The organism is Pseudoflavonifractor phocaeensis (assembly GCF_021531815.1).
GTDB classification, from domain to species: Bacteria; Bacillota; Clostridia; order Oscillospirales; family Oscillospiraceae; genus Lawsonibacter; species Lawsonibacter phocaeensis_A.
The window spans coordinates 55,735-67,698 of record NZ_JADYUM010000001.1 but is presented as its reverse complement, the minus strand read 5'-3'; the positions used below and the strand labels follow the sequence as shown (position 1 = coordinate 67,698).

11 protein-coding genes are annotated in these 11,964 nt (G+C 57.6%); 3 read left to right on the top strand and 8 right to left on the bottom strand.

Features of this window, described 5'->3' with window-relative positions:
- Nucleotides 1–15 precede the first annotated feature (15 nt).
- Genes I6E42_RS00295 through ilvD form a run of 3 tightly spaced genes read right to left on the bottom strand, consistent with a single transcriptional unit; the run spans nucleotide 16 to nucleotide 4,028 of the window.
- Complete coding sequence (locus tag I6E42_RS00295; RefSeq protein WP_235369706.1) at nucleotides 16–1,059, bottom strand: Ldh family oxidoreductase; 1,044 nt, start codon at nucleotides 1,057–1,059, stop codon at nucleotides 16–18.
- The gene (locus tag I6E42_RS00290) at nucleotides 1,056–2,291 is read right to left on the bottom strand and encodes an MFS transporter (protein WP_235369705.1); all 1,236 of its coding nucleotides are present in this window, start codon (nucleotides 2,289–2,291) and stop codon (nucleotides 1,056–1,058) included. The genes I6E42_RS00295 and I6E42_RS00290 overlap by 4 nt, the downstream gene beginning before the upstream one ends.
- A 54-nt stretch (nucleotides 2,292–2,345) precedes the next feature.
- Nucleotides 2,346–4,028 carry a dihydroxy-acid dehydratase gene (gene ilvD, locus I6E42_RS00285; RefSeq protein WP_235369704.1) on the bottom strand — a complete coding sequence of 561 codons (1,683 nt, stop codon included), beginning with the start codon at nucleotides 4,026–4,028 and terminating at the stop codon, nucleotides 2,346–2,348.
- 133 nt (nucleotides 4,029–4,161) lie between these two features.
- Here ilvD and I6E42_RS00280 point away from each other — a divergent pair, with 133 nt between their 5' ends.
- Nucleotides 4,162–5,064 (top strand): LysR family transcriptional regulator, encoded by a 903-nt coding sequence (locus I6E42_RS00280; RefSeq protein WP_235369703.1) that lies wholly within the window; start codon nucleotides 4,162–4,164, stop codon nucleotides 5,062–5,064.
- A 2-nt stretch (nucleotides 5,065–5,066) separates the two neighbouring features.
- Here I6E42_RS00280 and I6E42_RS00275 read toward each other — a convergent pair whose 3' ends face one another.
- The 5 genes from I6E42_RS00275 to I6E42_RS00255 all read right to left on the bottom strand — a co-directional run bounded on the left by I6E42_RS00275 (nucleotide 5,067) and on the right by I6E42_RS00255 (nucleotide 9,817).
- Complete coding sequence (locus I6E42_RS00275) at nucleotides 5,067–6,242, bottom strand: UxaA family hydrolase (protein ID WP_235369702.1); 1,176 nt, start codon at nucleotides 6,240–6,242, stop codon at nucleotides 5,067–5,069.
- A complete protein-coding gene (locus I6E42_RS00270) occupies nucleotides 6,242–6,523 on the bottom strand; it encodes a UxaA family hydrolase (RefSeq protein WP_235369701.1) in 282 nt (93 codons plus the stop codon). Before I6E42_RS00270 ends, I6E42_RS00275 begins: the two co-directional genes overlap by 1 nt.
- A gap of 107 nt (nucleotides 6,524–6,630) precedes the next feature.
- Nucleotides 6,631–8,151: a tripartite tricarboxylate transporter permease gene (locus I6E42_RS00265; protein WP_235369700.1), complete on the bottom strand. Its 1,521-nt coding sequence runs from the start codon at nucleotides 8,149–8,151 to the stop codon at nucleotides 6,631–6,633.
- 21 nt (nucleotides 8,152–8,172) lie between these two features.
- Nucleotides 8,173–8,688: a tripartite tricarboxylate transporter TctB family protein gene (locus I6E42_RS00260; protein ID WP_235369699.1), complete on the bottom strand. Its 516-nt coding sequence runs from the start codon at nucleotides 8,686–8,688 to the stop codon at nucleotides 8,173–8,175.
- Nucleotides 8,689–8,782: 94 nt separating this feature from the next.
- Nucleotides 8,783–9,817, bottom strand: coding sequence for a tripartite tricarboxylate transporter substrate-binding protein (locus I6E42_RS00255; RefSeq protein WP_235369698.1), 1,035 nt, complete (start codon nucleotides 9,815–9,817; stop codon nucleotides 8,783–8,785).
- 175 nt (nucleotides 9,818–9,992) lie between these two features.
- On the opposite strand from I6E42_RS00255, the gene I6E42_RS00250 reads away from it, so the two are divergent.
- Both I6E42_RS00250 and I6E42_RS00245 read left to right on the top strand, forming a co-directional pair.
- Nucleotides 9,993–10,271: a hypothetical protein gene (locus I6E42_RS00250; protein ID WP_235369697.1), complete on the top strand. Its 279-nt coding sequence runs from the start codon at nucleotides 9,993–9,995 to the stop codon at nucleotides 10,269–10,271.
- A gap of 109 nt (nucleotides 10,272–10,380) precedes the next feature.
- Nucleotides 10,381–11,811 carry a sigma-54 interaction domain-containing protein gene (locus tag I6E42_RS00245; protein ID WP_235369696.1) on the top strand — a complete coding sequence of 477 codons (1,431 nt, stop codon included), beginning with the start codon at nucleotides 10,381–10,383 and terminating at the stop codon, nucleotides 11,809–11,811.
- The last annotated feature ends 153 nt before the right edge of the window (nucleotides 11,812–11,964 follow it).

Below are 11,964 nucleotides of genomic sequence, written 5' to 3'. Positions count from 1 at the left end.
CAATGAAACCACGCCTCAGAATACATAGGGGACCCCATAGGCCTCCGACATTTCACGGAAGTCCCGGAGGGTAGCGTCAGACAGCTCGATCCCCTCCTGCTGGATCTTCTGGGCGCGCTGGATCTCGATCTCGCCGGGGATCATCACACCGGTGGAGCCGGCGGCGGGGCGGCAGTTCTTCAAAATATCGAGGAATGTGTCCACACGGATCTTGAACACATCGGCGGGGCAGAACCGGTTGACGTCGATGGCGCCCATGAAGTAGCCGCCGTTGCTGAAGGTGTCGGGCCGGTCAAAGAATTTGGGGAGGTTGATGTCCATGTCGGCTCCGCTAAGGGCGAAGGACAGCAGAGAAACCACAAGCCCCAGGCCGTAGCCCTTGTATCCACCAAAGGGAGTCAGGGACCCCTTGTCCGCTTTAGCGGCGGAAGTGGTGGGCTTACCTTCAGAGTCAAGGGCCCAGCCCAGAGGAATATCGTTGCCCTCTTTCAGGGCCAGGGAGATCTTGCCCTTGGCCACCGTGCTGGTGGCCATGTCCAGGACCAAATCGGGATACCGGCCGGCGGGGATGGCGATGGAGATGGGGTTGGTGCCCAGCAGAGGGTCAGCGCCTCCGGAGGGGGACACCAGGGGGGAGGTGTTGGTGAGGCTCAGACCGATCATGTTTTCCTTGGCGGCCTTCATGGGGTAGTAAGCGCCCAATCCGTAGTGGCAGCCATTGCGGACCGCAGCGAAGCAGGCGCCGGATTTCTTGGCCTCCTGAATACAGCGGTCCATCACTTTGTTGGCCGCAACGGTGCCCATGGTGAATTTCGCGTCCACCAACAGGGTGGAGGGGGAGGTGAGGGTGAACTCCATGGTGTCGCCGTTGGCGAGGGTGCCAAGGGTCATGCGGGTGCAGTAATCCTTCATGTGGGTCACGCCGTGGGTCCGGACCCCGCGCAGCTCGGCGGCCAGAAGGGTGTCGGTGCATACACGGGCGTTTTCCGGGGAGAGGCCCACGCGTTCCCAGACTTGGATGCAAAAATCACGGATGGTTTCGACCGGGTATTTGATCATAATGTATCGACCTCTTTCTTGTGTTGTGCCAGCATGACGAGGAAAAAGCTGACGGTAAGACAGGCGAGATTTAAGAGAAACACAGGTTTGTAGCTGTTGGTCCAATCCGCAATCTTGCCGATGAGGAAGAATCCGCAGGTGCTGCCCATGGTAAAGACTGTCAGGACTCTGCTATAGGTCAGTTTATAGTTCTCCTGCCCGAAGATGCTGATGACCCAGAGGGGGAGAGGGACGGTGCCCAGAGGGTTCCCGATGCCCCAGAGCGCGACGAACAGGATCGCGCTGGCTGGATTGGTGGTGACAAGCAGGGCAGACACTGTGGCGGCGATAGGCAGGGTGTAGAGATAGAAGGTGGCCCGGCGGATGCCGAAGTAGTCGATGATCCCGCCCACAAACAGCTTACTGACGATCATGGTAATGCCAAACATGGCGGAGGCTGTTCCGAGAAACAGGGTCTTGTAGCCGACACTTTGGAGAAATGTGGGATAAAAACCGTTCAGGGGAGTGATGACGAAACCCACCATGAACATGGCGCAGGCGAGGAGGATAAACTTGGATTGGTGATCTCCGGCTGGAGGGCGACTGGACGCATCTCCGCAGGCTACGGGGGCCGTGGCGGCCTGCTCTGCGTCGGCGCCGAAGGGGAGCAGGCCCATTTGAGCCGGTTCGTCTCGAATAAGGAGCAGGGCGATGACCGCCAGAACCAGGATCGCGGCGGCATGGATCAAACCGGCTGCGGCCAGTCCCCGACTGTCCAGAATACCGGCGATAAACCGGGACCAGAGTACATTGGGAACGCTGGAACCCACCATGCAGCAGCTCAGCACGGTGCCGCGGTACTTTTGGAACCAGCTTGTCACCAGGATGGAGACCGGGACCAGGGCCGCGCCGCCGTGGGCCACGCCCACAAAGGCGGCGCCCAAATAACACATCGCCAAGCTGTCGCACATGAAGCAAAGATAGGCCAGAACACCGGCCAGGGAACAGAAGGCCAGGACCTTGCGGGTGCTGTATTTGGCGTATATTCTGCCGAGAAACAGGATGCATAGCAGGGATACGATGCTCTGCAGGGTCATCGCGTCGGAGATCTGAGATTGGGAAAAGCCGCGTTCGGACACCATGCTGGACAGGAAAAGGGAACAGAGGTTGAAGGACATCCCCAATCCATAGTACATGACCAGAAAACAGCCGGCTGCCACAAAAAAGCCGTAGTGGATCTTACCTTGTTTCATAGTGGGGCCCTTCCTGCGGGATGGTGTTGGGGAGCGGCTCGCTGTGACGCTCCATTACTCCAGAACGGCGCCGTCCCAGGTGGAGCTGACCAGCCGCTGGTAGCGGTTCAGGTAGTAGCTCTCCACCATCGGCGGTTTGGGAGTCCAGTGCTCAGCGCGGCGGGCAAGCTCCTCCGGGCTGACCTCCAGGTCCAGCGTCTTTTTGTACAGGTCGATGCTGATCATGTCGCCGTCCTCCACCAGGGCGATGGGACCGCCCTCCGCGGCTTCGGGCGCCACATGTCCGATGCAGGGGCCGCGGCTGGCGCCGGAGAACCGGCCGTCGGTGACCAGGGCGCAGCTGTCGCCCAGTCCGAAGCCCATAAGGGTGGTGGTGGCGGCCAGCATCTCCCGCATACCGGGGCCGCCCTTGGGTCCCTCGTAGCGGATCACGATGACGTCGCCCTTTTCAATCTTGCCGTTTCGGATGGCCAGGATCGCGTCCATTTCCCGGTCAAAGACCTTGGCGGGGCCGCGATGGATCCACATCTTTTTGTCCACCGCCGTCCGCTTCAGGCCGGCGCCCACGGGAGCCAGACTGCCTTTCAGGACGATCAGTCCTCCCTGGGGAGCAACAGGTTCGGCGGCGGTATGGATGACCTCGGGATTCAAAGTACCGGGGACGTGTTCCAGCACCTCGGCCCAGGTCTGTCCGGTGACGGCTTTCTGGGAGAGGTCCAGATATTTGCCGCCCAGCTCCTTCATGACGGCGGGGACACCGCCGGCCATGTGCATGTCCCAGAGGGTATACTTGCCGGAGGGCTTGGTGCATGCCAGATAGGGCGTGCTGTCTCCGATGCGGTTGAACTCCTGGGGGTCGAGCTGGAAACCGAAGGCTTTGGCGATGGCGGGGATATGGAGGAAGGTGTTGGTGGAGCCGCCGATGGCGGCGCTGACCCGCATCATGTTCAGGATGCTTTCATAGGTGATGTAGTCCCGGGGACGGCGGTTTTCCGCCACTAGCTGCATGACCAGTTTGCCGCTGTTGCGGGCGTAGCGCAGCTTGTCTGCCTGGGTGGCGTGGATGGTGCCGCAGCCGGGGAGGGACAGGCCGAGAGGCTCCATGAGGCAGGACATGGTGTTCGCGGTCCCCATCATGGGGCAGGAACCTACGCCGCCGCAGACGCACTGCTCCATAGCGTCGTAATCCGCCTGGGAGATCTCGCCGGCAGCCAGCTTGCCCGCGGCCTCACGGACCTCCCAAGCGCCGCCGAAGGCCCGGCCCTTGTAGGTGCTGGGCATCATGGGGCCGCCGGTGACGATGACGGCGGGGATGTTCAGGCGGCCCGCGGCGATGGCCATGGCCGGAACGATCTTGTCACAGCTGGCCAGCATCACCAGTCCGTCCAGACGCTGGCCCTCCGCCATGACCTCCACGCTGTCCGCGATCAGGTCACGGGAGGGGAGGACAAAGCACATGCCTTTGTGGCCCTGGGTCTCGCCGTCACACAGGGCGATGGTGTTGAACTCAAAGGGCTGGCCACCGGCCGCGATGATGCCTTCTTTTACCGCGGCGGACAGCTCCCGCAGGTGCTTGTGTCCGGGGTGCATCTCGTTCCAGGAGTTGACCACGCCGATAAAAGGCTTTTCCATCTCCTCCTTGTCGATGCCCAGGGCGTACAGCAGGGTGCGGTTGCCGGCGTTGATGATGCCGTCAGTCATCTCTCCGTTGCGGAGTTTTTTGATTTTTTCGCTCATATAAATCTCCTCCTGATTTCTTGGGTATGCTCCCATTACTTTTTTTTATATTACCCTTGTGCAGCAATGGTGTAAAGCATATAATCATCGTAGAGACTACTATAAAAATAGAAGGATAAAAGGAGAAAATGATATGATTTCTCTGCTGCAATTACAGTATTTTCAGGCTTTGGCTGATGAACAGCATCTGGGACGGACAGCGGAAAAACTTTATATTTCTCAAACTACTTTGTCTACGATGATCTCGAAACTGGAGCGGGAACTTGGTGTGCGCCTGTTTGACCGGAATGGGGGTGGCCTGCGGCTGAACGAGTGCGGGCGGAGGTATCTGCAGTATGTAAACGGTGCGCTGCTCATGCTGGCAGATGGAGAGAATACGGTCAAAGCACTGGGGGGACAGGGAGACAGCAGCACCCTCTCTCTTGCCATCAGCGGCACCAATGCTTGGGGTGAAGCGATCATTGCCTTCAAGCAGAAATACCCCCAGTACCGGATCACGCAACAGAGCGAAGTGCTGCCGGCCATGAAAGACAATCTGTTGTCCGGGCGGTTGGATATGGCACTGGTGGGAACAGAGGATATGTCGGACGAGCGGCTGGAGTGTCTGCCCCTGCAGGGAGGCAGAATATATGCCTGCCTGCCCCGGGGGCACAGGCTGGAGGGCAGGCAAGCGGTAACACTGCTTGACCTGAAAGACGAACCGATCATTTCTACGCTGAGGGAGATGCCCTATACCGTTTTTTGTATGAATATGTTCCAGAAGGCGGGTATTACCCCCAATATTATAACGGAATGTGACTTCCCTTTGCGTCCGCGCCTGCTGGCCAGCGGGATGGGCATTGTTTTGCTATATGGCCCCGCGCTGAAGCAGCCCATTGTTGCGGAGATGTTTCGGCCCTTCGCGTGTGTTCCCATTGAGGATGACTGCGCGGTCCGGCAGTTAGGGCTGTTCTGGCGGAAGGAACGGCGTTTGACACCGGTGATGAAAGCCTTCCGTGCCTTTCTGACGGAATTTGTTCCCCACAGCGGGATGTGAGATCAATAGCACTCGTAGCGGCCAATGGCGAACAGCTCGTCGTGGCCGGTCACTTCCGCCTTGGTGGGCTTGCCGGAGCCGATAGCCAGGATCTCCTGATAGATCCCCTCTCCGGCCTGCTCCAGGGTAAGGGTGCCGTCAATGACCTGTCCGGCGTTGAAATCCAGGTCATCTTCCATGTTGCGGTAGGTGTTGCTGTTCCCGGTGATCTTCAAAACAGGCACGCCGGGGAAGCCGGTGGGGGTGCCGCGGCCGGTGGTGAAGGCGATGATCTGCGCCCCACCGGCCACCAAGCTGGTGGCGATGTCGGAGTCGCCGCCGGCCGCCGCCATCAGGAACAGGCCCTTTTTGGAGGGCTGCTCGGCGTAGTCCAGAACGCCGACAAATTTGCTGCTGCCGGACTTATGGATCCCGCCCAGGGCCTTCTCCGAGACGGAGCTGACGCCGCCCTCGAAGTTTCCGGGGGTGACCAGAGCCGCCTGTTCGCTGGTGCGCACATAGTCTTTGGTCATCCGCTCCAGCACGTCTTCGCAGTGGCTCAGCTCCTGCTTGATGCGCTGATAGACCTCGGGGGTCTCAGAACGGCGCTCCATGATGTGCTCCGTGCCCAGCAGCTCCGCCAGCTCGGAGAGGAAAGCGGTTCCGCCCTGGGCGACGATCTTGTCCACGGCCAGACCCAGGGCCGGGTTGGCGGCGATGCCGGAGGTGGCGTCGGTCCCGCCGCATTTCAGCCCCAGGATCAGCTCAGATATGGGGAACGGCTCGCGCTGCTGCTGAGAGAGCTGGAAGGCGAAGTCCCGGACGATCTTGACGCCGGCCTCGATGGCCTTTAGGGTGCCGCCCATTTCCTGAATGTTCAGGTACTGGACAGGCTTTCCGCTCTCCGCAATGAGAGCGGCCAGGGAGTCGGCGTGGATCCGTTCACACCCCAGTCCGACCACCAGGACGGCGCCGAAATTGGGGTTGCGTCCGATGCCGGCCAGGGTGTTGATGGTCTGCTGCAGGTCCTTGCCGTGCTGGCCGCAGCCGTCGGGGTGGGGGAACGCGATGGCACCCTGCACCTGGCTGGCCACCATCTTGGCCGTGTGGTTGGCGCAGAATACGGAAGGGATCACAGCGATGTGATTGCGCACACCAAATGTGCCGTTTGGACGGCGGTAACCTAAAATCTGATCCATTACAGCATCCCCTCTCTTCCGCGCACGTCATCCAGATTGTGTGTGTGGACCCACTCGCCCTTTTTGATGTCGCGCAGGGCATATCCGATGATCTCGCCGTATTTGATGAAATAAGTGTGTTTGGGCAGGTCATTCAGGGCAATCTTGTGGCAGAATTTGATGTCCTCCAGACAAGGCACGCGGATATCGCCGCTGACGGCAATATCGCCTTGCTGGGCATCCTCCAGCAGCACACCCACGTTGTCGCCGCTGGCCAGGATCAACATTCGTTTTTCAGTCATGCGTCATACCTCACTTTGATGATGGAAAATGAAGATTGTTAGAGCGAACGGGCAAATCCGAGTCCGGAGTTGCCCGTTCAGATAGACGTGATGAAAGAGGGAAGAGGTTATTCCTCCTCATTGATCTCCTTGCCAGCCTTCCGGTCCCGCAGCATCCGGATGATGGTGAATGCCAGGGAGAAGATGGTGATCGCGAGGATGGCCAGACAGATGGGACGATTGATGAACTTCAGGAAATTGCCCTGGGTGGGGATCAGACCACGGCGCAGGTTGGATTCGGTGATGTTGCCGAGGATCAGGCCCAGCAGGATGGGGGTCATAGGCACGCCGGCGCGGATAAGGAGGTAGCCCAGCAGACCGAAGACGAGCATGGTGCCTACATCAAACAGGTTGGAGTTGGCCGCGTAGGAGCCGATGAGACACAGGCCGAAGATAATGGGCTGGAGGATCTCCTTGGGGATGAGGCAGACCTTATAGAACCAGCGCAGACCAACCTGACCCATGATCAGCATGAAGATGTTGGCAATCAGAAGGGCGATGTACAGACCGTTGACAGTGTCGGCGTGGTCGGTGAACAGGGTGGGGCCGGGGGTGAGGCCCTGAATGATCAGAGCGCCCATCAGAACCGCGGTGACGGAGTCGCCGGGGATGCCCAGGCACAGCATGGGGATGAAGGTGCCGCCGGTGGCGCCGTTGTTGGCGGACTCGGAGGCGGCGATGCCTTCAATACTGCCGTTGCCGAACTCCTCGGGGTGCTTGCTGGCCCGGCGGGCCTCGCCGTAGGAGAGGAACGCGGCGGTACCGCCGCCGGTGGCGGGGACGGCGCCGATAAAGGTACCGATGAGGGAACCCTTGATAAGGGGAGAGATGGACCGTTTCCAGTCCGCTTTGGTCAGGCTTTTGCCGGATACGGGGAATATCTCTTCCTTCTCATCCTTCCGGCGCACTTTCTCAGCACACTGCTTGATCAGTTCCGAAAAAGCGAAGATACCGATCAGCACGGGGATCAGCTGGAAACCGCCCAGGAAGGAGGTGACGCCGAAGGTGAGCCGGGGATAGCCGGAGATGGGGTCCATGCCCATACAGCCGATGAAAAGGCCGATGCAGCAGGCCAGCAGGCCCTTGAAAATATTGCCGTTGGAGAGGCCGGCCACGATGGACAGGCCGAACACGCCCAGGGCGAAGTATTCCGCGTAGCTGAACTTCAGGGCGGCGGAGGCCAGGAGAGGGGCGAAGAACATGAGGGCAACGCAGGAGATCAGACCGCCGATGGTGGAGGCGTAAAGCGCCATCTGCAGTGCCCGGTATGCTTCGCCTTTTTGTGCCATTGGATGTCCGTCCAGAACCGTTGCGGCGCCGGCGGGCGTACCCGGGGTGTTGATCAGGATGGCGGTGATAGAGCCGCCGTACATGCCGCCGCAGTAGATGCCCACCAAGAATCCAAGGGCGGGAACAGGTTCCATGTAGAAGGTGAGGGGAAGGAAAATAGCGACACCAGTGGTGGCCGTCAGGCCGGGGAGCGCGCCGATGATGATACCCAGCAGTGTGCCGAATGCGATCATCAGGATGCAGTTCAGCGTGCCGATCTGCTGGAAACCGGCGATAATGTTGGCAAAACTAAATGACATTGAAACGACCTCCTGTTCAGATTACAGTGAGAAGCCCAATGGCAGATTCACACCCAGGTAGACGGCGAAGAACAGGTAGCAAATCAGCGTGAAAATACCGGCCAGAAGTACGCCCTTCCAGATTTTTCTGCCTCCATGCATATAATAAGCGGCGTATACACAGATAAAGTTACACAGCGGATAGCCGATTTTTTTCATAGTCAGGTAGAAGAAAAGGCCAACAGCGAACAGAAACAGAACCATGATGGAAAACTCTACGGTTGCAGGCTGCTTTCCGGCCGCAACGAGTTTCTTATCCCGCTTGATATCCCCGATGGCGAGGACGATGATCGCGCAGGCACAAATCAGGGCGATGACCATAACGATGGTGGGGAACAGCCGGTCATCGACTTTGCCGACGGCGCCGAAACCGACCTTGATAAACTTATAGTTGCCGATAAAAAGCATGTACAGCGTCAGCAAGGCGAACAGAATGCCCAGCCCCAGATCCGAATAGGATTTCTTGATGACGATACGTTTTTGAAATAGGTTATTCATTTCGCACCTCATTTGCGATGGCCCGGGAGAGGTATGGAAACCATCCCCTCCCGGGCTTTGTCTATAGTTGAGGAAAAACTGGGTTTAGCTCAGATCAGCCCAGCTCACCCGCATCGATCATGGGCTTCACGATGGCAGCCAGGTTGTCGATCTCCTCACGGATCTCAGCGCCGGTCTTGAAGCAAGCGGAGAAGCCGGCCTGCTTGCACTGCTCGATGAACTCGGGATCTTGCATGACCTGCTCCACGGCGTTGTAGACCTTGTCCACGCGTTCCTGGGGCACGCCGGCGGGCATGATCAGGGACATGGTGTGGGACAGCTTGCACTCATAGCCCAGCTCGGTCAGGCAGGGGACATCGGGAGTGGCGGGGTCGCGCTCGGTCATGCAGGTAGCCAGGACGCGGTAGTCACCGGACTTGATGCCGCTCATGGCGGAGGTGGTCTCAGCAAAGACGAAGTCCACGGCGCCGCCCAGCAGGGAGGTCAGAGCAGCGGCATCACCGTTGTGGGGGATAAAGGTGCCGTTGACGCCCTTCTGGTTCATGACGTAGCGGGCCCAGAGGTACTGGAAGGAACCGGCATCACCGGCGCCGTAGGGAGTCTCGGGGTGCTCGCCAACATAAGCGATCAGGTCATCCAGAGTCTGGAAGGGGGAGTCGGCGCGGACGATAACGGCCTCGATCTGGTTCAGGATGCCGCAGACAAAGGTGAAGTCGTCCACATCATAGGTGACTTCCAGCAGGTAGGGACGCATACCGAAGGAGGCGCTCCAGCCGCCGCCGAGGGTGTAGCCGTCGGGCTCGGAATTGGCCAGCTGGGTGGTGCCGATGACCTGGGCACCGCCGGTCACGTTCTCAACCACGAAGCCCTGGCCGAGGTACTTTTCAATGTAAGAGCCGATCAGACGGTTGTACAGGTCGGTACTGCCGCCGGCGGAGGTGCAGACGATATCAGTGATGGGCTTGGTGGGGTAGTCATCCTTCGTGGCGGGCTGAGAGGCAGCGGCAGAGGAAGACGCGGAAGCCGAGGACTTGCTGCTTTCAGTGGAAGAAGTCTTCCCGGAAGAGCCACAGGCGGCGAGGGAGAGTAACATAGCGGAGACGAGCAAAGCGGACAAAAGTTTTTTCATTGATATTCTCCTCCATTTTTATTTTTTATGACTCGTACAAGGGTATTCCCTCATACGTCATAAACGGGTTGTGCGTTCCGATACCGGGCATCCGGCGCCCCGGTGTGGACCGGAACAGGAAAATAGGGGATGTTGCATAAAAAAATAAGTTACATATCTTAATAAAGCAAAGAATGTGCCAAAATTCGCCTGCCGGAGAAAAAATGCAAAAGAAAATTCAGGCAGAAAAATTGAGGACTTTGTTGCAGAGCAAAAAAGAGATCGTGCTTTAAAAACAAGTGAATTATTCCGGAAAAACTCTCTTTTTTCGGCGCAGATCAGATGGGAAAAAATAGATAAAAAAACGCCGGAAAATAGCGTTAAAATTTCTCCCAAACGGGGAAAACGGAGAGAGCCTGCCGGCCCAAAGGAAAACACATCGTTACAGGTGCACAAAAAGTGCAAAGTGCAATGAAAAGTGAAGTGCAAAATTTGCACTTTGAAATGTGCCTGAAAATCTTTCCCTATGATGCAAATTGTGGTAGAATACTGCTGTAATATGATAGTACGGGAGGTTGATTTCGATGGAAGGCGTGCTGTCATCCAATGAGCTGCATGAGCAGCTTCCGTTCAGCATGGTGTTGGACAACATTGACGCGGGCGTCATGGTATATGATTCCGTGGGAAATGTTCTGTTTGCCAACACGGTTATGATCAACTGGAGAAATATTCCCCGTAAGGAATATTTGAAAATGAACGTCCATGACTTTATGAGCGTCATTGACGTGTGTGTATTTGACTTGGTCTGCCAGGAGAAGCGGCGGGTCAGCCGCCTGCAGTATTACCAGGACCTGCAGAAGGCGGGAGGCCCTTTCCGGATGCGGATCGTCACCGGAACGCCGATTTTTGACGGGAACAGCAACATTAAATATGTTATTACACTGCTGCAGGATGTGGATGAATTTCAGCATCTGTATAAGATGCTGATGGAGGAAAATAAGATCCTGTACACGCAAGCCCCGAGTGTGCGGAAGGAAAAAGTGGGTATTGTGGCGAAAAGTCCGGATATGGTGCAGTTGATCTCAGTGGCTGACAACATCGCGCCCCTGGACTCCACGGTCCTGCTCTACGGCGAGTCCGGTACGGGCAAGGAGGTCTTTGCCCACTACATCCACGAGCACAGTAAACGGAAGGACAAGCCCTTGGTGACGGTAAACTGCGCGGCTTTTCCGGAGAACCTGATTGAAGCGGAGCTGTTCGGTTATGAAAAGGGCAGCTTTACGGGGGCCAACCGGGAGGGCAAGATCGGTCTGGCGGAGGCTGCTGACGGCGGAACGCTGTTTTTGGATGAGATCAATTCTCTGCCCTTGGAGGTGCAGGGAAAAGTTCTGCGGATGATCGAGGAAAAGAGCATCCAGCGGGTGGGCGCGGTTCGGAGCAAAAAGGTGGATTTCCGGCTGATCGCCGCCACCAACCGGGATTTGAAGGAGATGGTCAAGCAGGGGACCTTCCGGGCGGACCTGTATTACCGCCTCCACGTGATCCCCCTCATCATTCCGCCGGTACGGAGCCGGAAGGAGGACATTGTGCCCCTATGCCTGAACTTCCTGGAGTATTTCTGCAAGAAATATAATTTGAAAAAAACCTTCTCCCAGCATGTGCTGGATGAGGTGACCCAGTACCAGTGGCCAGGCAATGTGCGGGAGATCCGGAATTTTGTGGAGCGCATGGTGGTCATGACGCCATATGCCACCATTGAGATCTCCAGTATCCCCTCCGGCATGCTGGGTGGAGAAAACGTTGCCCAGGAGACCATCAGGCCAGAAAGAGAGAAACCGAGACAGCCTGCGGGAAAACTGAGCAAGGAAAAAATTCTGGCAGCCCTGGAGGTGTGCAATAATCACCGGGGCAAAACAGCGGAGTACCTTGGCATTTCCCGCCGGCAGCTGCAATATAAGATCAAGGAATACCACATCCCTTCCCGGTGCAGCTACCAGAAAGACGAGGAGGAGTAAAGGGGAGAAATCCTTTGAGTCGGCCGGGGGAATACGCGGCGCCATGGCGAAAACCAGAGGGAAAGGTGCATTTTTATGCCCGTTTTAGGGGCGATGCGGATGATGAAGAGACGGTTTCTTGGTTCAGCACTCAATACGAGTGGAAAGTCTCTT

What these genes read in the sequence shown, in the direction of transcription:
- I6E42_RS00265 (WP_235369700.1), bottom strand. Translation starts at nt 8,151, where the DNA reads ATGTCATTTAGTTTTGCCAACATTATCGCCGGTTTCCAGCAGATCGGC.
- I6E42_RS00245 (WP_235369696.1), top strand. Translation starts at nt 10,381, where the DNA reads ATGGAAGGCGTGCTGTCATCCAATGAGCTGCATGAGCAGCTTCCGTTC.
- I6E42_RS00260 (WP_235369699.1), bottom strand. Translation starts at nt 8,688, where the DNA reads ATGAATAACCTATTTCAAAAACGTATCGTCATCAAGAAATCCTATTCG.
- I6E42_RS00275 (WP_235369702.1), bottom strand. Translation starts at nt 6,242, where the DNA reads ATGGATCAGATTTTAGGTTACCGCCGTCCAAACGGCACATTTGGTGTG.
- I6E42_RS00280 (WP_235369703.1), top strand. Translation starts at nt 4,162, where the DNA reads ATGATTTCTCTGCTGCAATTACAGTATTTTCAGGCTTTGGCTGATGAA.
- I6E42_RS00255 (WP_235369698.1), bottom strand. Translation starts at nt 9,817, where the DNA reads ATGAAAAAACTTTTGTCCGCTTTGCTCGTCTCCGCTATGTTACTCTCC.
- I6E42_RS00270 (WP_235369701.1), bottom strand. Translation starts at nt 6,523, where the DNA reads ATGACTGAAAAACGAATGTTGATCCTGGCCAGCGGCGACAACGTGGGT.
- ilvD (WP_235369704.1), bottom strand. Translation starts at nt 4,028, where the DNA reads ATGAGCGAAAAAATCAAAAAACTCCGCAACGGAGAGATGACTGACGGC.
- I6E42_RS00290 (WP_235369705.1), bottom strand. Translation starts at nt 2,291, where the DNA reads ATGAAACAAGGTAAGATCCACTACGGCTTTTTTGTGGCAGCCGGCTGT.
- I6E42_RS00295 (WP_235369706.1), bottom strand. Translation starts at nt 1,059, where the DNA reads ATGATCAAATACCCGGTCGAAACCATCCGTGATTTTTGCATCCAAGTC.